We start from the raw sequence: 22,023 nt of genomic DNA, 5'->3' as shown, positions 1-22,023 counted from the left end.
TCCGGAAGCGATCGTTCTAGACCGGCGCTCCTTGAATGCATCGTCGGATGGGCGGGCATTGGTGGGCTGAAGCGGATCGCCGCCCGGCCCACCCTACTTGTGGCAGCCTGGGTCAGACCGCGACCGGCGCCTTGATGTGCGGGTGCGCTTCGTAACCGACCAGTTCGAAATCCTCGAAGCGGAAGGCGAACAGGTCCTTCACCTCAGGGTTGAGTTTCATGGTCGGCAGCGGCAGCGGCTCGCGGGTCAGTTGCAGGTCGGTCTGCTCCAGGTGGTTGGCGTACAGGTGGCAGTCGCCACCCGTCCAGATGAACTCGCCTGGCTGCAGGCCGCACACCTGGGCCACCATCAGCGTCAGCAGTGCGTAGCTGGCGATGTTGAAGGGCACGCCGAGGAAGATGTCGGCCGAGCGCTGATAAAGCTGGCAGCTGAGCTTGCCGTCGGCGACGTAGAACTGGAACAGCGCATGGCACGGCGGCAGGGCCATCTGCTCGACCAGCGCAGGGTTCCAGGCGGAGACGATCAGGCGGCGCGAATCCGGGTTCTTCCTGATCATCTCGATCAGCTTGCTGATCTGGTCGACCGACTCGCCGTTCGGCGCCGGCCAGTTGCGCCACTGGTAGCCGTAGACCGGTCCGAGGTCGCCGTTCTCGTCGGCCCACTCGTCCCAGATACGTACGCCGTTGTCCTTCAGGTACTTGATATTGGTGTCGCCCTGCAGGAACCACAGCAGCTCGTGAATGATCGACTTGAGGTGGCATTTCTTGGTGGTCACCAGAGGAAAGCCATCGGCCAGGTCGAAACGCATCTGGTGGGCGAACACGCTGTAGGTGCCGGTGCCCGTGCGGTCTTCCTTGAAGGTGCCGTTCTCGCGCACATGGCGCATCAGGTCGAGGTACTGTTTCATCGTGCGACCTCCTGGGCAGCCTGTCGTTTGTAGGCATAGGCCATCACGCCCAGGCCGGCGAGGATCATCGGAATGCACAGCACCTGGCCCATGGTCAGCCAGCCCCATGCCAGATAACCGAGCTGAGCGTCCGGCACACGGACGAGTTCGACGATGAAACGGAAGATGCCGTAGCACACCGCGAACAAGCCGGAGACCGCCATGGTCGGCCGTGGTTTGCGCGAGTAGAACCAGAGGATCACGAACAGCGCCACGCCTTCCAGCGCGAACTGGTACAGCTGCGACGGATGACGCGGCTCGGGCCCGCCAGTGGGGAAGACCATGGCCCAGGGCACGTCGGTGACCTTGCCCCACAGCTCGCCGTTGATGAAGTTACCGATACGCCCGGCACCCAGGCCGATCGGCACCAGCGGCGCGATGAAGTCCATCAGCTCGAAGAAGCTCTTGCCGTTGCGCCTGGCGAACCACAGGGTGGCCAGCATCACGCCGATCAGGCCGCCGTGGAACGACATACCGCCCTTCCACACTTCGAGGATCAGCAGCGGGTTGGCGATATAGGCCGACAGATCGTAGAACAGCACGTAGCCAAGGCGACCACCGAGGATCACGCCCATTGCCACCCAGAACACCAGGTCGGAAAGTTTCTCCTTGCTCCAGGTCGGGTCGAAAGCGTTCAGGCGCCGCGAGGCGAGGAACCAGGCACCGCCGATGCCGACCAGGTACATCAGGCCGTACCAGTGAATCTGCAGGAAACCCAGGTCGAGAGCGACCGGATCAATATTCGGGTAGGGCAGCATCAGGATTCCTCACAACAGAAAATTCAGGCCGACGATGAACAGCAGCAAAGCGAACAGGCGCTTGAGCACCCGCGGCGACAAGCGATGGGCCAGGCGCGCGCCGGTCCTCGCGAAGAACACACTGGTCAGGGCGATGCCCAGCAGCGCCGGCAGGTAAACGTAGCCCAGGCTCCAGTGAGGCAGACGCGCATCGCCCCACCCCAGCCACAGATAACTCAGGGCACCGGCAGCCGCGATGGGCCAGCCGCATGCCGAAGACGTCGCCACCGCCTGCTGCACGGAGACGCCGCGCCAGGTCAGGAACGGCACGGTCAGCGAACCACCACCGATGCCGATGATCGCCGAAGCCCAGCCAATCACGCCACCGGCAACGCCAAGCCCGGTCTTGCCCGGCACGTCACGGCTGGCCTTGGGTTTGAGATCCAGCGCCAGTTGCAGAGCCACGCACAGGGCGAACACGCCGATGATCTTCTGCAAGACCTGACCGTCGATGGAGTCGGCGGTCAACGCGCCGAGCGCAGAGCCCAAGACGATACCGACGGTCAACCAGACGAACAGTCCCCAGCGCACCGCACCACGGCTGTGGTGCTCACGCACGGCATTGATCGAGGTGAACAGGATGGTGGCCAGCGAGGTGCCTACTGCCATATGGGTCAGCACGGATGCGTCGAAGCCCTGGGCGGTGAAGGTGAAGATCAGCACGGGCACGATGACCATGCCGCCACCGACACCGAACAGCCCGGCAAGCAGGCCTGCCGCGGCGCCGAGCAGTATGTACAGTAAGAAGATCATGGTGTGCTCTGTAAAGCGATGCGGCATGGTAACGGAAGCTGGTCACGCACTCTACTTTAGGCGATGGAAGCGACTACGCGTGTTGCGTACAGTGAGCCTTTCAATGGACGAGAAGCCGCTGTGTTCAACACTCTGTATCTGCGTATCGCCTGTAACCACCTGCGGATCACGCATCTGGAAAGCGGCACCGAACGGGAGCTGCATGCCGATCCACCGTTCAGCAGCGTACGTTTGCTGGTTGCCGAATTCAGCATCGCTGACAGACTGATCAGTGAGGCAGCTCAGTCAGTGATCCGTAAGCGCTTCATGCGCCTGAGCCTGCCGCCGCGCATGGTCATTCATCCCCTTGAGCGGCTGGAAGGTGGCCTTTCTCAGGTAGAAGAACGCCTACTGCTCGAACTGGGCAAAGGCTGTGGCGCCAAAAAGGTCGTGGTGCATATCGGCGAAGTCCTTGACGCGGCAGGTGTGCGCGCCAAGCTGGAACGACCATGTGCCTGATCGTTCTCGCCTGGCGCCCCGGTCATCGCCTGCCCCTGCTGGTCGCCGCCAATCGCGATGAGTTCTACGCCCGCCCTACCGCTGCACTGGCCGAGTGGCCGCAGATGCCGGGGCTGATAGCCGGGCGTGATCTGCAAGCCGGCGGTACCTGGCTGGGTATCGGCCCTGGCGGGCGCTTCGCGGCCCTCACCAACATTCGTGACCCGCGCGCGCCTCAGGGCTCACGCTCGCGAGGCGAGCTGCCGCTGCGTTTTCTGCAGGGAGACCTGGAGCCAGAAGCCTTTCTAGACAGACTGCACAGCGGGGCGGCTGACTACAGCGGCTTCAACCTGCTGGTCGGCGACCGTCAGCAGCTCTGCCACTACAACTCCCAGAGCGGGCGGATCGAGGTGCTGCAGCCAGGCATTCACGGCATTTCCAATGCCGACCTGGATACACCATGGCCAAAGCTGCAACGCGCCAAGGCTGCACTTACCAGTGCCCTCGAGAGAGCCGATGAGGAAACGCTGTTCGCTCTTTTGGCCAATACCGCGAAGCCTGCAGACGCGGCACTGCCGGACACCGGCGTGGGCCTCGATACGGAACGGCTGCTCGCCAGCATATTCATCGCCAGCGCCAACTATGGCACCCGTGCCAGCACCCTGCTGTTCAGCCATGCAGACGGAACACGGCAACTGATCGAACGCAGTTTCGGGGCTGGAGGGGTAGCGATCGGTGAAGTGAGGGTCGAGACAGGAAACCAATAGGTGGGCTGAGGCGCAGCGCCGCCCAACCTACCCTATCGCTGGATGTTGGCATTCAACACCGGACGCGCAGCGTCCCAGCGGCATTCCCAAGCGGAGCCTGAGGAACGATCTTGGGGGAACTCGAAGGTCCGCTATGTCCTGCCAGGAGCGTTAAGCCTGGATATCCGACGCCGGGTTGATCATCCGGCCCAGGCCGAGGTTGCGCAGGGCCAGCTGCAGAGTGCTGTGGATGACCTGCGGATTGTCGATGCGCATCACCTGGCCGAGCAGATCCTTGGCCTTGGCCATGCTGATCTGGCGCAACAGCCATTTCACCTTGGGCAGGTTGGTGGCGTTCATCGACAGGCTGTCGAAGCCCATGGCCATCAGCAATACGGCAGCGGTCGGGTCACCGGCCATTTCACCGCAGATGCTCACCGGCTTGCCTTCGGCATGGGCGTCTTCGACCACCTTGGTCAGCGCCTGCAGAACCGCCGGATGAAGGAAATCGTAGAGGTCAGCGACGCGCGGGTTGTTGCGGTCCACGGCCAGCAGGTACTGAGTGAGGTCGTTGGAGCCGACCGACAGGAAGTCCACCTGGCGGGCCAGGTCGCGGGTCTGGTAGACGGCAGCGGGAATCTCGATCATCACGCCGATCGGTGGCAGCGGCACATCGGTGCCTTCGTCACGTACCTCGCCCCAGGCGCGGTGAATCAAATGCAGCGATTCTTCCAGCTCCTGGATGCCGGAAATCATCGGCAGCAGGATGCGCAGGTTGTCCAGGCCTTCACTGGCCTTGAGCATGGCGCGCACCTGCACCAGGAAGATTTCCGGGTGGTCGAGGGTCACGCGGATACCGCGCCAGCCGAGGAAGGGGTTGTCTTCCTTGATAGGGAAATAGCTCAGCGCCTTGTCGCCGCCGACATCCAGGGTGCGCATGGTCACGGGCAGCGGATGGAAGGCGGCCAGTTGCTCACGGTAGATCGCCAGCTGTTCCTTCTCGCTGGGGAAGCGATCCTTGATCATGAACGGCACTTCGGTGCGGTACAGGCCAACGCCTTCGGCGCCACGCTCCTGAGCCCGCACCACATCGGCGAGCAGGCCGGTGTTGACCCACAGCGGCATGTGATGACCGTCCAGGGTCTCGCAGGGCAGCGCACGCAGGGCGTCGAGGCCCTTGGTGAGCTGGCGATCCTCCTCGACCACATCGGCATACTGCTTGCGCAGGATCTCGCTGGGGTTGGTGAACACCTCGCCGTGGTAACCATCGACGATCAACTGAATGCCGTCGATCTTCGAGTACGGCAGCTCGACCGCGCCCATGACCGTGGGAATGCCCATGGCGCGGGCGAAGATCGCCACATGGGAGTTGCCCGACCCCTGTACCGACACCAGGCCGACCAGCTTGCCTTCCGGCACTTCGCCGAGCATCGCGGGCGACAGCTCCTCGGCAACCAGGATGCAGTTGTCCGGGTAGACCAGGGTCTGCTGCCGCGCCTGTTGCAGATAGGCGAGCAGACGGCGGCCAAGGTCTCGCACGTCCGATGCACGCTCGCGCAGATAGGCGTCGTCCATCAATTCGAAGCGGTTGATGTGCTCGCTGACCACATGACGCAGGGCGCCCTGGGCCCACTGGCCGGTCTTGATGATCTTGACCACTTCGTTACCGAGCGCGGCGTCCTCGAGCATCATCAGGTAGACGTCGAACAGCGCACGCTCTTCCGGGCGCAACTGGGTGGCCATGCGCTCCGAGAGGCTGCGCATGTCGCCGCGTACGCCCTCCAGCGCATCGTTGAAGAGTTTCAGCTCGGCATCGATATCGGTGACGGCCCTGTCGGGTACCACTTCCAGATCGGCCGGCGGCAGGACCACCACGGCGGTACCCACGGCAGCCCCGGGCGAGCCCGGTACGCCGATGAACTTGGCTTCCTGAATGCCCTTGCCCTGCTTGCCAAGGCCGCGGATCGAGCCGGTCGCCTCGGCGTGGGCGATGACCCCGGCGAGCTGCGCGCTCATGGTCACCAGGAAGGCTTCTTCACCCTCGTCGAACTGGCGGCGCTCCTTCTGCTGCACGACCAGCACGCCCATCACGCGACGGTGGTGGATGATCGGTGAGCCGAGGAAAGAGGCATAGCGCTCTTCACCGGTCTCGGCGAAGTAGCGGTAGCGAGGGTGTTCGGACGCGTTTTCGAGGTTCAGCGGCTCTTCACGGGTACCGACCAGGCCGACCAGGCCTTCGTTGGGCGCCATGCTGACCTTGCCGATCGAGCGTTTGTTGAGGCCATCGGTGGCCATCAGCACGAAACGGTTGCTCTCCGGGTCGAGCAGGTAAACCGAGCACACCTGGGTGCCCATGGTTTCCTTGACGCGCTGCACGATGATGCCCAGCGCCGCTTTGAGATCCTTGGCGGCGTTGACTTCCTGGACGATCTTGCGCAGCGTGTTGAGCATGCCTGACCCTGCCTAGTCCCGTGCCAGCAGGCGCGGTGCGAGTTCCTTGAGCGCGCGACGGTAAACTTCGCGCTTGAATGTAACCACCTGCCCCAACGGATACCAGTAACTGACCCAGCGCCAGCCATCGAACTCAGGCTTGCCGGTCAGATCCATACGCACCCGCTGCTCATCGGCGGTCAGGCGCAACAGGAACCACTTCTGCTTCTGGCCAATACACAGCGGCTGGCTGTGGGTGCGCACCAGGCGCTGCGGCAGACGATACCTCAACCAGCCCCGGGTACAGGCGAGAATTTTCACATCCTGCTGTTCGAGACCGACTTCTTCGTTCAATTCGCGGTACAACGCCTCTTCCGGCGACTCGCGGTCATTGATGCCGCCTTGCGGGAACTGCCAGGCATCCTGGTTAATTCGACGCGCCCAGAGCACCTGGCCAACATCATTGGTGAGAATGATGCCGACGTTGGGGCGAAAACCATCAGGATCGATCACGGCGCACAACCTCGTAAACGCATGTCCCGGCATTGTTCCACAAAGCTCGGGACAGCGGCAACGCGCCCGCGCGGGACTTCGCCATAGGCCGGCCGCAACACCCGATCAGGTTTTCCCCAGCCAGGCAAAGCCGCTATTCTGGCGCCTTCCATGGCTCCGTATAAAGAGGTGGCTCCGTGCGTTTGGCTTTATTCGATCTCGACAACACGCTGCTCGGCGGCGACAGCGACCACGCCTGGGGCGACTGGTTGTGCGAGCGCGGCATTCTCGACGGCGCGACCTACAAGGCCCGCAACGATGCCTTCTACCAGGATTACCTGGCCGGGCGCCTGAACATCACCGATTACCTGAACTTCACCCTGGATATCTTCGGCCGTACCGACATGGCCCAGTTGCAGGCGTGGCATGAGCAGTTCATGGCCGAATGCATCGAGCCGATCATTCTGCCCAAGGGCCTGGCGCTGCTCGACGAGCACCGTGCGGCCGGCGACAAGCTGGTGATCATCACCGCCACCAACCGCTTCGTCACCGCGCCGATCGCCGCCCGCCTGGGCGTCGACACGCTGCTGGCGACCGAGTGCGAAATGGTCGACGGCCGCTACACCGGGCGCACCACCGATGTGCCGTGCTTCAAGGAGGGCAAGGTCACCCGCCTCAATCGCTGGATGCAGGAAAACGGCTTCAGCCTGGAGGGCGCCAGCTTCTACAGCGACTCGATGAACGACCTGCCATTGCTGGAGTGCGTCAGCCGCCCGGTGGCCGTCGACCCGGATCCGAAGCTGCTGGCCGAAGCGCAGAAGCGTGGCTGGCCGGTGCTGTCGCTGCGCTAGAAAGCATTTGGCATGCAATGAAAAAACCGGCGCTCCAGGCGCCGGTTTTTTGTGAGTCGGCAACCACCTTCAAAGCTGCTTGGCGACTTCGCTCGGCACTTTTTCCGGCATCGCCGAAGAGTGGTGGTTGAGGATCTTCCACTGCCCGTCGACGAGGGTATAGAGGAAGGTATAACGCGCCTGCACATCCTGCTTCTTGCCTTTGGCATCGGTCAGGCGGAAGGTATATACACCGCTGTCCAGGGCAGTGGTCGGGCCCAGGCGGCGGATTTCCCGGTAATTGATCTGGCCGACCGGCTTGAGCGCCAGGAAGTGGTCGAAGTAGTCGGTGATTTCCGCAGACGTTGCCCGCACGTGGTTGGAAACGGTTGGCTGCAGCACGGCGTCCTTGCTGTACAGCGCGACCACCTTGGACGAATCACCGGTCTGCAGCGCGTTGTTCCACTGGTCGAAAAGAGCAGCCACTTCACGGTCGGCGGCGTTGGCAGGCGCCTCGGCAATACTGCTGTAGGTGTATGGCTTCTGCTCGGCAGCGGCGAACAGCGAGGAGCTGGCGGTAAGCAACAGAGCGGCGGCGATTGCATGCACTTTCATGGTCTTTCCTGTCTCGTTGGTTGATGCCTGTACTTTGCCCGGCCCGCGCGACGCCGCCATCGGCCGGTTGGCGCCGACGGCCTATGCCGTTCGGCGGATGGGCGACCACCGCCTGAAGTCGATTTAATGGGATGATTGCGCCACCGATCGGCGCTGCCCCGCTGGAGAGACACCCATGCACAATGACAATGGCAGTGCCCTGGCCCTACGCAGCCAGTACCGGCAATGGGAAAGCCGCGCCGCGCGCCTGAGCCTGCTGGTCGATACCGGACGTGAGCTCGGTGCACTGGCACCGGGCGAAATGGGCGAGCGCGTGCTGCAACGCGCCTGCGCCTTCTGCGCCATGGACAGCGGTCTGGTGGTCCGCGAGCTGAATGGTGAAAACCAGGTGCTCGCCAGCCATGGCGCCCACTCCAGCGAACAACGCGTGGCACTGCTGGCACTGGCCGAAAACGACTCACCACTGGCGCAATGCCTGGCCATCGACAAGAGCGGGCTGCAACTGGTCATCCGACTGCCCTTGTCGACCGCTCAGGGCAGCCCGTTCGGCTGCGTCCTGCTGGCCAGCGCGGTGAAGATCAACCCGCCGGATGACGAAGACCTCGAGTCACTGCAACTGCTCGCCACGCTGCTCGCCGCGCACCTGGACAACCAGCGCCTGCACGGCGACCTGCTGGCTCGCGAGCGCACCATGTCGGAGCTGGTCCATCGGCTGCTCAGCGCACAGGAAGACGAGCGCAGACGCGTCGCCTATGACCTGCACGACGGCCTGGCCCAGACCCTCGCCGGCCTGCATCAGCGCTTGCAGGGCTTCGCCAGCCAATGCCCGACGCTGCCCGACGCCCAGCAGCAGGAACTGAGCACCATCCTCGACCTGGCCCAGCGCTGCGTGCGCGAGGGCCGCCAGGCCATCGCCGGGCTGCGCCCGCAACTGCTCGATGACTTCGGCCTGCTGCAGGCACTCGACAAGGAGGCCGATCGTCTGCGCGAAGCCGGTTACCGGGTGCAATGGCTGCAACGCAGTGACGCGCGGCTGCCCGCCAACGTGGAAATCACCCTGTTTCGTATCGCCCAGGAAGGTATCAACAACATCCTCAAGCATGCCGGCCCCTGCAGCGTGCGCATCGGCCTGAGCAGCGCCGAACAAAGCGCCGAGCTGCGGGTCGAGGACGATGGCCGCGGCTTCGACACGGCACCTGACAGATCGGTATCAGGCAGCGGCGGCCTCGGCCTGGCCGCCATGCACGAACGGGCCAGCCTACTGAGTGGCCATCTGCATTGCAGCAGCGAGCCGGGACGCGGTACCCGGTTGCTGGCTCGGGTCCCCAGCCTTGGAGGGAGCCCGCAATGACCACGCCCTTGCGTCTGGTGCTGGCCGATGACCATGAAGTGACCCGTGCGGGCTTCGTCGCCATGCTGGCGAGCTGCGACGAATTCGAGGTGGTCGGTCAGGCGGCCGACGGTGATAGCGCGCTGCAACTGTGCGAGCGCCTGCAGCCGGACATCGCCATTCTCGACATCCGTATGCCCGGGCTCAACGGGCTGGGTGCCGCACGCCTGCTGCAGCAACGCCTGCCACGCCTGAAAGTGGTGATGTTCACCATGTACGACAGCCCCGATCACCTCGAGGCAGCCATCGCCGCGGGCGCCGTCGGCTACCTGCTCAAGGACGCCACGCGCGACGAGGTGATCGCCAGCCTGCGCCGGGTTGCGGCGGGTGAGGAAGCGCTCAACAGCGCGGTCAGCGCGCGCCTGCTGCGGCGCATCGCCGACCGCAGTAATGCTGGCACCCCGCCTTCCGACGCCTTGACCAGCCGCGAGCGGCAGGTGCTCGGCCTGGTCGCCGGTGGCTTCAGCAATCGCGAGATCGGCGAGAAACTGGGGATTGCCGCCGGCACCGTGAAAACCCACGTCGAGCGGGTGATCGCCAAGCTCGGCGTGGCCGACCGCACCCAGGCGGCCGTGCGTGGCATCGCCCTGGGTCTGGTGGCCCAGCCAGCGGCGGACTGGTTCGGTTCGTCGCCATGATGCGCCGCATCGATCGTTCCTGGGCTGACCTGCCCCTGCGCGGCAAGGCGCTGGTCGGCATCTCCCTGCCGCTGGTGATCCTGCTGCTGTCGCTGGTGCTGATCTACATCACCGAGCGGCAGACCGCCGAGGCCGAGGAGGACGTGCGCCGAGTACTGCAGGTGCAGGGCGATATCCAGGCCGTGCAGACCCTGCTGGCCGAGGGTGCCGCCAGCGTGCGGGGCTACCTGCTGACCCGCCGCGAGAACTTTCTGCCCACCTACCTGCAGACCGAACCACGCATCGAAGCAGCCCTGGCCCGCCTCGACGCCACTATCCGCGACACCGAGGTACGCCAGCGCCTGGAGCGCATCAGGCCGCTGATCAGCACCAAGCTGCAGGGCCTGGATGTGCTGCGCAACGTCGACATGCGCCAGGACAGTGAGCAGATCATCGCCATCCTGGTCGAGAACAAACGCATGCTCGACACCCTGCGCCAGGAGATCGACGCAATGCGCGTGCGTGAGGACGCCCTGCTCGCCGACCGCACAGCGAATGCCGCGGACAATCGCCAGCGCATGCTCCTGGCCACGCTGCTGGCGGCAGGCTGCGGCCTGTTCGGTGCGATCATCGCGGTGCTGTTGCTGTCCAGCGGCATCGTCACCCGCGTTCAGCGTGTGCAGCGCAGTGCTCGCCACCTGGCACTTGGCATGCCGTTGAAAACCCGTCACCACGAACGTGACGAGATCGGCCGCCTCGGCGCCAGCCTCGAGGAGGCCAGCCAGTTGCTGGCCCAGCGCGAGCGCGCCTTGCGTGAGAACGAGGAGCGCATGCGCCTGATCATCGAAGGCGTACGCGACTACGGCATCTTCGCCCTCGACCCGCAGGGGCACGTCACCACCTGGAACGCGGGCGCCGAACGAATCAAGGGCTACAGCGAAACGGAAATCATCGGCCGCCATTTCTCGCTGTTCTATCCGAACGAGCAGCGCCCCCACCATCCGTTGCGGGCACTGCAGGTGGCCGCCGAAAAAGGCCGCTACGAGGAAGAGGCCTGGCGTCAGCGGCGTGACGGCTCGCGCTTCTGGGCCAGCGTGGTGATCACCGCCCAGCACGACGCCAGCGGCACCCTGCGCGGTTTCTCCAAGGTCACCCGCGACATCACCGACCGTCGCGCCGCCGATATCGCCCTGCGCGACGCCCGTGAGGAAGCCGAGAACGCCAGCCAGGCGAAGAGCGAATTTCTCTCGCGCATGAGCCATGAGCTGCGCACGCCGCTCAACTCCATTCTGGGCTTCGCTCAACTGCTCGATCTGGAATCGCCGAGGCCACAGGTCACGCACATCCTGCGGGCGGGCCAGCACCTGCTCACGCTGATCAACGAAGTGCTCGACATCGCCCGTATCGAAGCCGGCCGGCTGCCCATGAGCCCGGAAGCCATCGACCTGCATGGCGTTGTGCAGGAAGCGATGACGCTGATCTCGCCGCTGGCCGACGAGGCCGGCATCCGTCTGCGGCCATTGCCGCCGAGCACCTCGCCGGCAGGCGTGATGGCCGACCGGCAGCGGCTGATTCAGGTGCTGCTCAACCTGCTGTCCAACGCTGTGAAGTACAACCGCCCGGGTGGCGAAGTGCATCTGGATATCGAATTGCAGGGCGAGCGCCTGGCCCTGGCCGTCAATGACAGCGGAGCGGGCATCGCAGCGGACGATCTGGAGCGACTGTTCCGTCCCTTCGAACGCCTGGGCGCCGACCAACACAGCGAAGGCACCGGCCTGGGCCTGGCCCTGAGTCGCAACCTGCTGCAGGCAATGGATGGCACGCTGGAGGTGATCAGCGTGGTGGGCACCGGCAGCCGCTTCGTGCTGACACTGCCCACGGCGCAAGTCGAAACCCTGGCTGGCGCTGACGACCCCTGGCGCCACCCACCCTCCCCGGCCCCTGCCGGTACGCTGGAAAGCGGCAACCTGACCCGCGTGCTGTGCATCGAGGACAACCTGTCCAGCCAGGCCCTGATCGAAACCCTGCTGCAGCGTCGCCAAGGCGTACAACTGTTGTCGAGCATGCAGGGCCAGCTTGGTCTGGATCTGGCGCGCCAGCATTTGCCCCGGGTGATCCTGCTGGATATCAACCTGCCGGACATGACCGGCATCGATGTACTGAAGCGCCTGCGTGCCGACCCGGCCACGGCGGGTATCGCCGTACTGATGATCACCGCCGACGCCAGCACTGCTTCGCGGCGCGCCATGCAGCAGGCGGGAGCAACGGCGATCCTCACCAAACCCATCCACGTACCGACCTTTCTGGCCTTTCTCGACCAGCACCTGCCGGAGCCCGCATGAGCGACGACTACCGCATCCTGATCATCGACGATCAGCGTCCCAACCTGGATCTGATGGAGCAGCTGCTGGCCCGCGAAGGTCTGCACAACGTGCTCAGCAGCACCCAGCCGATGCGGGCACTGGAGCTGTACAACAGCTTCGAGCCGGATCTGGTGATCCTCGATCTGCACATGCCGGATTTCGACGGTTTCGCCCTGATGGAGCAGCTCAACCGGCGCATCCCGCAGAACGATTACGTGCCCTTGCTGGTACTGACCGCCGACGTGACCCGCGCCACGCGCCTGCGCGCCCTGGCGCTGGGTGCACGGGACTTCATCAGCAAGCCGCTCGACGCCCTGGAAACCATGCTGCGGGTCTGGAACCTGCTGGAAACCCGGGCCCTCTACAAAGCACTGCGTGCGACCCTGAGCGAGCCGCAACTGGCCGCACTGCTGCAACCGCTGGTGGCGCAGCGACAGGGCAGACGTTAGACGGGTTTGGCGCCCATCACCGCCATTATCACCACCAGCAGCACGACGATCAGCGCGGCATAGGCCATCACGAAACGCAGCGACCTGGCCGGCACCGTGCCGCCGGCCTGAGCCTGCCAGGCACCGAGACGACCGAGCAACAGCAGGCCGACGATCATCAGCGCCGCGAAGAGAATGCTACCCAGCAGCAGCCAGGTCTGGCTCAGCGGCCAACCGGCCAGGTTGACCATCCACCATCCGGTCACCGGCAGGCTCAACGCCAGCAGGGCGAACACCGGCAGGCTGATGGTACGGGTGCGCTGCAGCTTGCGTTGCAGCACGGCACTGTCGCCATTGCGCCACGCCTTCCAGAGCATGAAGGCATGGGCCAGCACGCCGAGCAGCAGCAAGATGCCAGGCACGCTGTGGAGGATGCGCAGCAGCAGGTAATGTTCCATCACGGTTTCCTTTGATTTTCTAATAGGTACCCTGGTAACGCAGCGCTCAGCGCCAGGCTAAGGGTAGAAACGTCCGTAGCCTGGGCGGAGCAGCGCGATGCCCGGGAAAATCGTCTGCGCGAATCGACTAACCGAGAAACAGCTTGTAAGCCGGATTGTCGGTCTCGTCCCAGTACGGATAACCGATCTCATCCAGCGCCGGCGCGAGCAGATGGCGCTCGTCTTCCGGCACTTGCAGGGCAGCCAGCACACGGCCATCGGCGGCGCCGTGGTTGCGGTAGTGGAACAGCGTGATGTTCCAGCGCCCGCCCAGCTTGTTGAGGAAGTTGAACAGCGCCCCCGGCCGCTCCGGGAACTCGAAACGAAACACGCACTCGTCCGGCACGGCAGCGGCATGCCCGCCGACGGTATGGCGGATATGCAGTTTGGCCAGCTCGTTGTCGGTCAGGTCGAGTACCGGGAAGCCCTGGCCACGCAGGTTCTCGACCAGCGCCGCACGGGGGTCGTTCTCCGGGTGGGTCTGCACGCCGACGAAGATGTGCGCCTCGCCATCCTGGTGGTAGCGGTAGTTGAATTCGGTGATCTGCCGTTTGCCGATCGCTTCGCAGAAGGCCTTGAAGCTGCCCGGCTTCTCGGGAATGGTCACGGCGATGATCGCTTCGCGTTTTTCACCCAGTTCGGCACGTTCCGCCACATGGCGCAGGCGGTCGAAGTTGACGTTGGCGCCGGAATCGATGCCCACCAGCACCTGGCCGCTGACGTTTTCGCGCTCGACGTACTTCTTGATTCCGGCCACGGCCAGCGCGCCCGCGGGCTCGGTGATCGAGCGGGTGTCGTCGTAGATGTCCTTGATCGCTGCGCAGATCTCGTCGGTACTGACGGTGATCACTTCATCGACGCACAGCTTGCAGATATCGAAGGTGTGCTGACCGATCTGCGCCACCGCCACGCCGTCGGCGAACAGCCCGACTTGCGGCAGCACCACGCGCTCGCCTGCAGCCAAGGCCTGCTGCAGACAGTTGGAGTCGTCCGGCTCGACGCCGATCACCTTGGTCTCCGGACGCAGGTATTTGACGTAGGCGGCGATGCCGGCGATCAGACCACCACCGCCGACCGGAACGAAGATCGCATGCAGCGGGCCCTGATGCTGACGGAGGATCTCCATCGCCACGGTGCCCTGGCCAGCGATCACATGGGGATCGTCGTAGGGGTGCACGTACACCAGGCCCTTTTCCTCGACCAGCTTCAGCGAATGCGCCAGGGCTTCGGGAAAGGCGTCGCCGTGCAGCACCACCTTGCCGCCACGGGAGCGAACGCCCTGCACCTTGAGCTCGGGCGTGGTACGCGGCATGACAATGGTCGCCTTCACGCCCATGTGCTTGGCGGCCAGTGCCAGGCCCTGGGCGTGGTTGCCGGCCGAGGCGGTAACCACGCCACGAGCCAGCTCTTGCGGGGTGAGTTGCGCCAGCTTGTTGTAGGCGCCACGAATCTTGAACGAGTAAACCGGCTGCAGATCCTCGCGCTTGAGCAGAATCTGATTGCCCAGGCGTTCGGAGAGTTGGCGAGCGGGTTGCAGCGGGGTTTCCACGGCAACGTCATAGACACGGGAGGTCAGGGTCTTCTTGACGTACTGTTCGAGCATGGCAGGCATCGCAGGCGGTTTCATGAGGAACCCCGGAGTCTAACCCAGCCATCTGCCGAGCGACCATACGAATTCCGGGGTTTTGCCGGCTATAATCAGCGCCTCGTTTCCTTCTCTCTCGTGGAACCCGCATGACCCAGGATCAGCTCAAACAAGCCGTGGCTCAGGCCGCCGTCGACTTCATCCTTCCCAAGCTCGACGCCAAGAGCGTCGTTGGGGTCGGCACCGGCTCCACGGCCAACTGTTTCATCGACGCCCTGGCCAAGCACAAACTGGACTTCGACGGTGCCGTAGCCAGCTCCGAAGCCACTGCCGCACGCCTCAAGGGCCACGGCATCCCGGTGTACGAACTGAACAGCGTCAGCGATCTGGAGTTCTACGTCGACGGCGCCGACGAGAGTGACGAGCGCCTGAACCTGATCAAGGGCGGCGGCGCGGCCCTGACCCGCGAGAAGATCGTCGCCGCCGTGGCCCGCACCTTCATCTGCATCGCCGACGGCAGCAAGCTGGTGCCGGTGCTCGGCGCCTTCCCGCTGCCGGTGGAGGTGATTCCCATGGCCCGCAGCCACGTGGCCCGTGAGCTGGTCAAGCTGGGCGGCGACCCGGTCTACCGCGAAGGCGTGCTGACCGACAACGGCAATGTGATCCTCGATGTGCACAACATGAGCATCACCGACCCGGTGAAACTGGAAGCGGACATCAACGCCATCGTCGGCGTGGTCACCAACGGCCTGTTCGCCGCGCGCCCGGCCGACCTGCTGCTGCTCGGCACCGCCGAAGGCGTGAAGTCGCTGCAGCGCTGAGTAACGCGGGCAACACCGAAAGGCCGGGTGAGCAGTCACTCGGCCTTTTTGCTGAAGGTGTAGAAGAGATTGGGCTCGCTGATCATGTAGATCACGCCCTGCTCGTCCATGGCGATGCCTTCGGCCTGAGGAACAGACGCCCTCAGCCCCTGCTGACCGCCGATCAGCGACAGGCTGCTGACCGCTTCGCCCTTGGTATCGAGCTCCACCAGCAAGCGCGAGTCATCGGAGAGCGCCAGCAGGTGCCCGCTACCGGCGACGTATTGCAGGCTGGACAGATCGCGCACGAAAAGCCCCTCGTCACGCTCACGGTCATCGATGACACGGATCGCCGATGGCGTGCTCGGGTCGAGGTGAGGGAAGCCGTGCACCTCGTAGATGCGCAGCGGGTCGCGCTCCTTGGCGACGAACAGGCGCTTGCCGACCAGATCGTAGGCCAGGCCTTCGAAGCCTTTGTTCTTGGCCTCCATCTCCAGGCCCAGGGAAAGCTGCTGGCCACTGGCAGCGTCGACACGGGTGGTGGTGTCATCGATGCGCACCTCCACCAGACGCTGGGGGCGTTCGTCGGCGACCACGAAGACTCCCGGCGCGACATACTCCACGGCCTCCGGATCGCCGAAACCGACCAGTTCGATCTCGCGCAGCACCTTGCCTTCCAGGGAAAGCTCGATCAGCCGGGAGTTCTGGTTGGTGACGGTGAACAGGCTCTTGCGCAGTGGATCGTAGGTCAATGCCGAAACGTCATCGTCCAGGCCCTCGATCACCTGCGCTTCACGGGTTACCCGATAACCATCGAGCCATAGCGCATCCGCTGGAGCCTCATCCGGCTGCTGCACGTTGAACCAGGCCCGTTCGAAGACCCGGAACTCCTGCCCCCAGACAGCCAGCAGCGAGGCCACGATGAGTACGAACAGCACCAGCAATGCCTTGAGGGAAAACAGACGACGCATATCGGTTCACTTGTCCATCGGCGAGGAAAACGGTGCTGCCTCCGAGAGAATCCCGGGGGCGGCCATAGTGACGGGCGAAACTACCAGCCCTCGCCTCACTTCACCAGCGTGGTGAGGCAGGCAGGGCTGTCGCCACCTGGGCGGTGCCGCAGGCTCAGTCGGTCTTGCCGCCCTTGCTGAAGACATAGAAGAGATTGGGCTCGCTGGTCAGGTAGAGCACGCCATGATCATCCATGGTGATGCCCTCCGCCTGCGGCACCGACTTCTTGAGGCCCTGCTGGCCCTGCAGCAATGACAGGCTGCTGATCGGCTTGCCGGCCTCGTCCAGCTCGACGACCAGTCGTGACTCATCCGACAGCGCCAGCAGATGGCCGGTGAGGCTGTCGTAATGCAGGCTGGAGAGGTCTCGCACGAAGATGCCCGCATCGCGCTTGCGGTCATCGCGAATCTGCACAGGAGCGGGCGTGTCCGGGTCGAGGTTGGGGAAGCCATGCACCTCGTAGATGCGCATCGGGTCGCGCTCCTTGGCCACGAACAGGCGTTTGCCAGCCAGGTCGTAGGCCAGGCCCTCGAAGCCCTTGTTCTTGCTGCCCATCTCCAGGCCCAGGGACATCTGCTGACCATCGGCGGCATCGATGGAGGTGGTGTCGTCGTCGACGCGGATCTTGACCAACCGCTGGGTGCGCTCGTCGGCGATCACGAAACGCCCGGGCGCCACGTACTCCACCGCTTCGGGATCACCGAAACCGACCAGTTCGATCTGCCGCAGTACCTTGCCGTCCAGGGACAGCTCGATCAGTTTGGGATGCTGGTTGGTCACCGTGAACAGGCTCTGGCGATCCGGATCGTAGGTCAACGCCGAGACGTCGTCCTCCAGTCCTTCGATACGCTGCGCCTCTATCACCACCTTGTAGTCGCTCAACCACAGCGAATGCGAGGGCGCCTCGGCTGGCTGACTGACATTGAACCAGGCCCGCTCGAACAGGCGAAATTGCTGGCTCGCGATACCCAGCGCAACCAGCAGAACGAGCATCAACAGCAGGGATAAACCTTTGATCGAAATCAGACGGCGCATGGCGATTCACATATCCATCAGCAAAAACGACAACGCCGCCCCCCGGATGCTCCGAGAGGCGGCCATTCAGTGCAGTGGTGGGACGCTAACAGCGCGCGCCTTATTTCACCAGTTCGACGATATCGACGTCGATTTCGCGGCTGGTCAGATCCTTGTCGACTTCACCGGTCAGTTTGACGGTGGCCTTCTCGGAAATGGCTTGCGGCGGCCAGTCTTCGTCGTCGATTTCAACGTGGATGGTGCCGGTGGCGTCCTTGAACTCATAGAGTTCGTCCTGCAGACGCTTGACGATCTGGCCCTGCAGTACCACCGGGGTGTCGTCGCCAGCTTTCAGCGCCTGCTCGACAGTCGTGACCTGAGCGACCTGGCCTGGGCCTGTGTAGCCGGCAGCCATGGCAGCGGTGGAGAACAGCGGAGCGAGCAGCAGTGCGAGTACGGGAGCTTTCATGGGGATGACCCTCTATCTGTAGATGACGGGGTCAGGTTAAGTCGCCCAGCTGAAGCCAGGCTTAAAGCCGGCTTAAGCGAAACTTAATTGGAATAGACGTGGATTCGGGATGGTTGCGAGGCGAGAGTGGTCATCGGTGCAGTATCTGTGGGAGCGGGCCAAGCCCGCGATTTTTCGCGCGCATGGCGCGCTCCCACAGTGGAGCGGCGAACGGCCGCTACCGCCTTGCAGCGATCGCCGTGTCAGATGACCCGGCTGGCGAAGCTGGAGTGGCCGACCAGGTCGAGCACCAGCTCATCACCCTTGTGCAGCGGGCCCACGCCTGCGGGGGTACCGGTGAGGATCACGTCGCCGGGCTGCAGGTTGAAGTGGCCGGCCATTTCCTGAATCACCGGAACGATCGCGAAGATCATGTCGCCGCTGATGCCGTCCTGACGCACTTCGCCGTTGATGGTCAGACGGATGCCGATGGCAGCCAGGTCCTCGACCGCGTCACCCGGCACGAACGGCGCCAGTACACAGGCACCGTCGAATGCCTTGGCCGGCTCCCAGGGATGCCCCTTGTCCTTGAGCTTGTTCTGCACGTCGCGCAGGGTCAGGTCCAGAGCAGGAGCGAAACCGGAGATGGCGTCGAGCACTTCCTCTTCGCTCGGCTTGCGCGACAGCGGCTTGCCGATCAGTACGGCGATTTCCACTTCGTAGTGCACCGAGCCGCGGTCTTCCGGAATGCTGAAGCCACCTTCGAGCGGCACCACGCAGCTGCCGGGCTTGATGAACAGCATCGGCTCGGTCGGCAAGGGGTTGTTGAGTTCCTTGGCATGCTCGGCGTAATTGCGGCCTACGCACACCACCTTGCCCAGCGGGAAGTGGATACGGGTGCCATCGATATACTGGTGCTGGTAGCTCATGGTCGCTCCTTGGTCCGGGGATCAGTTGAAGATCTTGCCTGGGTTCATGATGCCGTTGGGGTCGAAGACCGCCTTGACCGCTCGCATGTAAGCGATTTCTGCCGGCGAGCGGCTGTATTCCAGGTAATCACGCTTGGTCATGCCCACGCCGTGCTCGGCGGAGATCGAGCCGTTGTACTTCTCGACGGTCTCGAACACCCACTTGTTGACGGTCGCGCACTTGGCGAAGAAGTCTTCCTTGCTCAGCGCGTCGGGCTTGAGGATGTTCAGGTGCAGGTTGCCGTCGCCGATGTGGCCGTACCAGAGCACTTCGAAATCGGGGTAGCTGCCGGAAACGATGGTGTCGATATCGGCGAGAAACGCCGGCACCTGGCTGACCGTCACCGAGATGTCGTTCTTGTAAGGCGTCCAGTGGCTGATGGTCTCGGAGATGTACTCGCGCAGCTTCCACAGGTTCTGCAGTTGCTGCTCGCTCTGGCTCATCACGCCATCGAGCACCCAGCCCTGTTCGACACAATGCTCGAAGGTCGCCAGAGCGGCATTGGCCACGTCTTCGTTGACGGCTTCGAATTCCAGCAGGGCGTAGAACGGCGTGCGGCTCTCGAACGGTGCCGGAATGTCGCCACGGCCGAGGATCTTGTCCAGGCACTTGTCGGAGAAGAACTCGAAGGCGGTGAGGTCGAGCTTGCCGTGAAAGGCGTGCAGCACCGGCATGATCGAGTCGAAATCAGGCGTGCCGAGCACCATGGCGGTAAGGTTGCGCGGCGCACGATCCAGACGCATGGTCGCCTCGACCACGAAGCCCAGGGTGCCTTCGGCGCCGATGAACAGCTGACGCAGGTCATAGCCGGTGGCGTTCTTGATCAGGTCCTTGTTCAGCTCGAGCAGCTCACCGGTACCGGTGACCACTTTCAGGCCAGCCACCCAGTTGCGGGTCAGCCCGTAGCGAATCACCTTGATGCCACCGGCATTGGTGCCGATGTTGCCGCCAATCTGGCTGGAGCCGGCAGAGGCGAAATCCACCGGGTAATAAAGGCCCTTGTCCTCGGCGAACTGCTGCAGCGCGCCGGTGACCACACCCGGCTGGCAGACCACGGTGCGGTTGGACTCGTTGAAGTCGAGGATCTGATTCATGTAGTCGAACGAAACCACCACTTCGCCATTGGCCGCGACCGCCGCTGCCGACAGGCCAGTACGGCCACCCGAAGGCACCAGGGCGATCTTGTGGGCATTGGCCCAACGCACGATGGCCTGCACCTGCTCGATGGTCTTGGGGAAGACGATGGCACTGGGGGCTGGCGCGTAGTGCTTGGTCCAGTCCTTGCCATAGGTTTCCAGGGAGGCGGCGTCGGTCAGCACCTTACCGGGCTCGACCAGGGTTTTGAGTTCTTCAATCGGCAGGTGATCGGTCATTTCAACTCTCGAAACATTCATGGTCGCCCTGAGAACCGTTCAGGTCGCAACCGAGCAAGGAAAAGGGAAGCCATGCTAGCATATGCCCCCCGCAAATCATGCTTTGCCGCGATCTGCAGGCCCATTGGCGCCAGCGCCGATACTTCTCCTGACACTTAATTTAGTGGGACAACAGGTACTCCGATGAGCACGACCTCTCTCGACAAGAGCAAGATCAAGTTCCTTCTTCTCGAAGGCGTCCACCAGAATGCAGTGGATACCCTGAAGGCGTCCGGTTACACCAACATCGAGTACCTCAAGACCGCGCTGTCCGGCGAGGAACTGAAGGCCAAGATCGCCGACGCGCACTTCATCGGCATCCGCTCGCGCACCCAGCTGACCGAAGAGATCTTCGATTGCGCGAAGAAACTGGTCGCCGTTGGCTGCTTCTGCATCGGCACCAACCAGGTCGACCTGAACGCCGCCCGCGAGCGCGGTATCGCCGTGTTCAACGCGCCGTACTCCAACACCCGCTCGGTCGCCGAGCTGGTGCTGGCCCAGGCCATCCTGCTGCTGCGCGGCATTCCCGAGAAGAACGCCTCCTGCCACCGTGGCGGCTGGATCAAGTCGGCAGCCAACTCCTTCGAAATCCGTGGCAAGAAGCTTGGCATCGTCGGTTACGGCTCCATCGGCACCCAGCTGTCGGTGCTCGCCGAAGCCCTGGGTATGCAGGTGTTCTTCTACGACGTGGTGACCAAACTGCCGCTGGGCAATGCGCAGCAGATCGGCAAGCTGCACGACCTGCTGGGTCAGTGCGACATCGTTTCCCTGCACGTGCCCGAGCTGGCATCCACCCAGTGGATGATCGGCGAGAAGGAAATTCGTGCCATGAAGAAGGGCGGCATCCTGATCAACGCCGCCCGCGGTACCGTGGTCGAGCTCGATCACCTGGCTGCCGCGATCAAGGACGAGCACCTGATCGGCGCCGCCATCGACGTGTTCCCGGTCGAGCCGAAGTCCAACGACGACGTGTTCGAAAGCCCGCTGCGAGGCCTGGATCGCGTGATCCTCACGCCGCACATCGGTGGCTCCACCGCCGAAGCCCAGGCGAACATCGGCCTGGAAGTGGCCGAGAAGCTGGTCAAGTACAGCGACAACGGCACCTCGGTATCCTCGGTCAACTTCCCGGAAGTGGCCCTGCCGGCACACGCGGGCAAGCACCGTCTGCTGCACATCCACGCCAACGTTCCGGGCGTGATGAGCGAGATCAACAAGGTGTTCGCCGACAACGGTATCAACATCTCCGGTCAGTACCTGCAGACCAACGAGAAGGTCGGTTACGTGGTCATCGACGTCGACGCCGAGTACTCGGATCTGGCGCTGGAAAAGCTGCAGCACGTCAACGGCACCATCCGTAGCCGCGTTCTGTTCTAAGAACCTAGCCGCATCAAGAAGGGAGGCCT

At 63.7% G+C, this 22,023-nt stretch carries 22 protein-coding genes; 9 read left to right on the top strand and 13 right to left on the bottom strand.

Features of this window, described 5'->3' with window-relative positions; genetic code table 11:
- Window positions 1–112: 112 nt before the first annotated feature.
- From FHR27_RS22300 to FHR27_RS22290, 3 genes are read right to left on the bottom strand one after another with little or no spacing between them, the layout of a single operon-like run.
- Entirely contained in the window at window positions 113–907 is a 795-nt protein-coding gene (locus FHR27_RS22300) for a thymidylate synthase (RefSeq protein ID WP_042553556.1), read from the bottom strand.
- Window positions 904–1,704 carry a prolipoprotein diacylglyceryl transferase gene (gene lgt / locus FHR27_RS22295; RefSeq protein WP_042553557.1) on the bottom strand — a complete coding sequence of 267 codons (801 nt, stop codon included), beginning with the start codon at window positions 1,702–1,704 and terminating at the stop codon, window positions 904–906. The genes FHR27_RS22300 and lgt overlap by 4 nt, the downstream gene beginning before the upstream one ends.
- Window positions 1,705–1,713: 9 nt before the next feature.
- Entirely contained in the window at window positions 1,714–2,496 is a 783-nt protein-coding gene (locus FHR27_RS22290; protein WP_042553558.1) for a sulfite exporter TauE/SafE family protein, read from the bottom strand.
- Window positions 2,497–2,616: 120 nt separating this feature from the next.
- On the opposite strand from FHR27_RS22290, the gene FHR27_RS22285 reads away from it, so the two are divergent.
- Together FHR27_RS22285 and FHR27_RS22280 are read left to right on the top strand one after the other, a co-directional pair.
- On the top strand, window positions 2,617–2,994 hold the full coding sequence (locus FHR27_RS22285) for a hypothetical protein (protein WP_052493785.1): 378 nt from the start codon (window positions 2,617–2,619) through the stop codon (window positions 2,992–2,994).
- Window positions 2,985–3,740, top strand: coding sequence for an NRDE family protein (locus FHR27_RS22280; protein WP_179539585.1), 756 nt, complete (start codon window positions 2,985–2,987; stop codon window positions 3,738–3,740). Before FHR27_RS22285 ends, FHR27_RS22280 begins: the two co-directional genes overlap by 10 nt.
- 150 nt (window positions 3,741–3,890) lie before the next feature.
- Here FHR27_RS22280 and ptsP read toward each other — a convergent pair whose 3' ends face one another.
- Together ptsP and FHR27_RS22270 are read right to left on the bottom strand one after the other, a co-directional pair.
- Window positions 3,891–6,170 carry a phosphoenolpyruvate--protein phosphotransferase gene (gene ptsP, locus FHR27_RS22275; protein WP_179539584.1) on the bottom strand — a complete coding sequence of 760 codons (2,280 nt, stop codon included), beginning with the start codon at window positions 6,168–6,170 and terminating at the stop codon, window positions 3,891–3,893.
- 12 nt (window positions 6,171–6,182) lie between these two features.
- Complete coding sequence (locus tag FHR27_RS22270; RefSeq protein WP_042553561.1) at window positions 6,183–6,662, bottom strand: RNA pyrophosphohydrolase; 480 nt, start codon at window positions 6,660–6,662, stop codon at window positions 6,183–6,185.
- 176 nt (window positions 6,663–6,838) lie between these two features.
- On the opposite strand from FHR27_RS22270, the gene FHR27_RS22265 reads away from it, so the two are divergent.
- On the top strand, window positions 6,839–7,492 hold the full coding sequence (locus tag FHR27_RS22265) for an HAD family hydrolase (RefSeq protein ID WP_042553562.1): 654 nt from the start codon (window positions 6,839–6,841) through the stop codon (window positions 7,490–7,492).
- Window positions 7,493–7,561: 69 nt separating this feature from the next.
- On the opposite strand, the gene FHR27_RS22260 is transcribed toward FHR27_RS22265, so the two are convergent.
- A complete protein-coding gene (locus FHR27_RS22260; RefSeq protein ID WP_042553563.1) occupies window positions 7,562–8,086 on the bottom strand; it encodes an SgcJ/EcaC family oxidoreductase in 525 nt (174 codons plus the stop codon).
- Window positions 8,087–8,261: 175 nt separating this feature from the next.
- Between FHR27_RS22260 and FHR27_RS22255 the strand changes: the two genes are divergently transcribed.
- From FHR27_RS22255 to FHR27_RS22240, 4 genes are read left to right on the top strand one after another with little or no spacing between them, the layout of a single operon-like run.
- Window positions 8,262–9,437 (top strand): sensor histidine kinase, encoded by a 1,176-nt coding sequence (locus FHR27_RS22255; protein WP_042553564.1) that lies wholly within the window; start codon window positions 8,262–8,264, stop codon window positions 9,435–9,437.
- Window positions 9,434–10,114, top strand: coding sequence for a response regulator (locus FHR27_RS22250; protein ID WP_042553565.1), 681 nt, complete (start codon window positions 9,434–9,436; stop codon window positions 10,112–10,114). Before FHR27_RS22255 ends, FHR27_RS22250 begins: the two co-directional genes overlap by 4 nt.
- A complete protein-coding gene (locus FHR27_RS22245; RefSeq protein WP_042553566.1) occupies window positions 10,111–12,435 on the top strand; it encodes an ATP-binding protein in 2,325 nt (774 codons plus the stop codon). Before FHR27_RS22250 ends, FHR27_RS22245 begins: the two co-directional genes overlap by 4 nt.
- Window positions 12,432–12,905 carry a response regulator gene (locus FHR27_RS22240; RefSeq protein ID WP_042553567.1) on the top strand — a complete coding sequence of 158 codons (474 nt, stop codon included), beginning with the start codon at window positions 12,432–12,434 and terminating at the stop codon, window positions 12,903–12,905. Before FHR27_RS22245 ends, FHR27_RS22240 begins: the two co-directional genes overlap by 4 nt.
- On the opposite strand, the gene FHR27_RS22235 is transcribed toward FHR27_RS22240, so the two are convergent.
- Together FHR27_RS22235 and ilvA are read right to left on the bottom strand one after the other, a co-directional pair.
- A complete protein-coding gene (locus FHR27_RS22235) occupies window positions 12,902–13,342 on the bottom strand; it encodes a DUF2269 family protein (protein ID WP_042553568.1) in 441 nt (146 codons plus the stop codon). The two genes, FHR27_RS22240 and FHR27_RS22235, sit on opposite strands and share 4 nt — an antisense overlap.
- A gap of 127 nt (window positions 13,343–13,469) precedes the next feature.
- Window positions 13,470–14,984, bottom strand: a complete 1,515-nt coding sequence (gene ilvA / locus FHR27_RS22230) for a threonine ammonia-lyase, biosynthetic (RefSeq protein WP_179540141.1) — start codon at window positions 14,982–14,984, stop codon at window positions 13,470–13,472.
- Window positions 14,985–15,115: 131 nt separating this feature from the next.
- Between ilvA and rpiA the strand changes: the two genes are divergently transcribed.
- Window positions 15,116–15,787: a ribose-5-phosphate isomerase RpiA gene (gene rpiA / locus FHR27_RS22225; RefSeq protein ID WP_042553569.1), complete on the top strand. Its 672-nt coding sequence runs from the start codon at window positions 15,116–15,118 to the stop codon at window positions 15,785–15,787.
- A gap of 35 nt (window positions 15,788–15,822) precedes the next feature.
- Here rpiA and FHR27_RS22220 read toward each other — a convergent pair whose 3' ends face one another.
- From FHR27_RS22220 to FHR27_RS22200, 5 genes are all read right to left on the bottom strand, one after another.
- The gene (locus FHR27_RS22220; RefSeq protein WP_179539583.1) at window positions 15,823–16,737 is read right to left on the bottom strand and encodes an SdiA-regulated domain-containing protein; all 915 of its coding nucleotides are present in this window, start codon (window positions 16,735–16,737) and stop codon (window positions 15,823–15,825) included.
- A 154-nt stretch (window positions 16,738–16,891) separates the two neighbouring features.
- A complete protein-coding gene (locus tag FHR27_RS22215) occupies window positions 16,892–17,812 on the bottom strand; it encodes an SdiA-regulated domain-containing protein (protein ID WP_179539582.1) in 921 nt (306 codons plus the stop codon).
- Window positions 17,813–17,912: 100 nt separating this feature from the next.
- Window positions 17,913–18,260, bottom strand: coding sequence for a NirD/YgiW/YdeI family stress tolerance protein (locus tag FHR27_RS22210; protein ID WP_042553572.1), 348 nt, complete (start codon window positions 18,258–18,260; stop codon window positions 17,913–17,915).
- Between the two features lie 242 nt (window positions 18,261–18,502).
- Window positions 18,503–19,168, bottom strand: a complete 666-nt coding sequence (locus FHR27_RS22205) for a fumarylacetoacetate hydrolase family protein (RefSeq protein WP_042553573.1) — start codon at window positions 19,166–19,168, stop codon at window positions 18,503–18,505.
- A 21-nt stretch (window positions 19,169–19,189) separates the two neighbouring features.
- Window positions 19,190–20,581, bottom strand: a complete 1,392-nt coding sequence (locus FHR27_RS22200; protein WP_042553574.1) for an FAD-binding oxidoreductase — start codon at window positions 20,579–20,581, stop codon at window positions 19,190–19,192.
- A gap of 183 nt (window positions 20,582–20,764) precedes the next feature.
- Here FHR27_RS22200 and serA point away from each other — a divergent pair, with 183 nt between their 5' ends.
- A complete protein-coding gene (gene serA / locus FHR27_RS22195; RefSeq protein ID WP_042553575.1) occupies window positions 20,765–21,994 on the top strand; it encodes a phosphoglycerate dehydrogenase in 1,230 nt (409 codons plus the stop codon).
- Window positions 21,995–22,023: the final 29 nt, after the last annotated feature.

Origin of the sequence: Pseudomonas flavescens (assembly GCF_013408425.1) — a bacterium.
Lineage (GTDB): Bacteria > Pseudomonadota > Gammaproteobacteria > Pseudomonadales > Pseudomonadaceae > Aquipseudomonas > Aquipseudomonas fulva_A.
The sequence above is the reverse complement of the archived record's forward strand: the minus strand, read 5'-3'. Positions and strand labels throughout refer to the sequence as shown.

What these genes read in the sequence shown, in the direction of transcription:
- lgt (WP_042553557.1), bottom strand. Translation starts at nt 1,704, where the DNA reads ATGCTGCCCTACCCGAATATTGATCCGGTCGCTCTCGACCTGGGTTTC.
- rpiA (WP_042553569.1), top strand. Translation starts at nt 15,116, where the DNA reads ATGACCCAGGATCAGCTCAAACAAGCCGTGGCTCAGGCCGCCGTCGAC.
- FHR27_RS22220 (WP_179539583.1), bottom strand. Translation starts at nt 16,737, where the DNA reads ATGCGTCGTCTGTTTTCCCTCAAGGCATTGCTGGTGCTGTTCGTACTC.
- FHR27_RS22255 (WP_042553564.1), top strand. Translation starts at nt 8,262, where the DNA reads ATGCACAATGACAATGGCAGTGCCCTGGCCCTACGCAGCCAGTACCGG.
- FHR27_RS22235 (WP_042553568.1), bottom strand. Translation starts at nt 13,342, where the DNA reads ATGGAACATTACCTGCTGCTGCGCATCCTCCACAGCGTGCCTGGCATC.
- FHR27_RS22200 (WP_042553574.1), bottom strand. Translation starts at nt 20,581, where the DNA reads ATGACCGATCACCTGCCGATTGAAGAACTCAAAACCCTGGTCGAGCCC.
- FHR27_RS22260 (WP_042553563.1), bottom strand. Translation starts at nt 8,086, where the DNA reads ATGAAAGTGCATGCAATCGCCGCCGCTCTGTTGCTTACCGCCAGCTCC.
- FHR27_RS22250 (WP_042553565.1), top strand. Translation starts at nt 9,434, where the DNA reads ATGACCACGCCCTTGCGTCTGGTGCTGGCCGATGACCATGAAGTGACC.
- FHR27_RS22215 (WP_179539582.1), bottom strand. Translation starts at nt 17,812, where the DNA reads ATGCGCCGTCTGATTTCGATCAAAGGTTTATCCCTGCTGTTGATGCTC.
- FHR27_RS22280 (WP_179539585.1), top strand. Translation starts at nt 2,985, where the DNA reads ATGTGCCTGATCGTTCTCGCCTGGCGCCCCGGTCATCGCCTGCCCCTG.
- ptsP (WP_179539584.1), bottom strand. Translation starts at nt 6,170, where the DNA reads ATGCTCAACACGCTGCGCAAGATCGTCCAGGAAGTCAACGCCGCCAAG.
- FHR27_RS22240 (WP_042553567.1), top strand. Translation starts at nt 12,432, where the DNA reads ATGAGCGACGACTACCGCATCCTGATCATCGACGATCAGCGTCCCAAC.
- FHR27_RS22210 (WP_042553572.1), bottom strand. Translation starts at nt 18,260, where the DNA reads ATGAAAGCTCCCGTACTCGCACTGCTGCTCGCTCCGCTGTTCTCCACC.
- serA (WP_042553575.1), top strand. Translation starts at nt 20,765, where the DNA reads ATGAGCACGACCTCTCTCGACAAGAGCAAGATCAAGTTCCTTCTTCTC.
- FHR27_RS22205 (WP_042553573.1), bottom strand. Translation starts at nt 19,168, where the DNA reads ATGAGCTACCAGCACCAGTATATCGATGGCACCCGTATCCACTTCCCG.
- FHR27_RS22300 (WP_042553556.1), bottom strand. Translation starts at nt 907, where the DNA reads ATGAAACAGTACCTCGACCTGATGCGCCATGTGCGCGAGAACGGCACC.
- FHR27_RS22290 (WP_042553558.1), bottom strand. Translation starts at nt 2,496, where the DNA reads ATGATCTTCTTACTGTACATACTGCTCGGCGCCGCGGCAGGCCTGCTT.
- ilvA (WP_179540141.1), bottom strand. Translation starts at nt 14,984, where the DNA reads ATGCTCGAACAGTACGTCAAGAAGACCCTGACCTCCCGTGTCTATGAC.
- FHR27_RS22245 (WP_042553566.1), top strand. Translation starts at nt 10,111, where the DNA reads ATGATGCGCCGCATCGATCGTTCCTGGGCTGACCTGCCCCTGCGCGGC.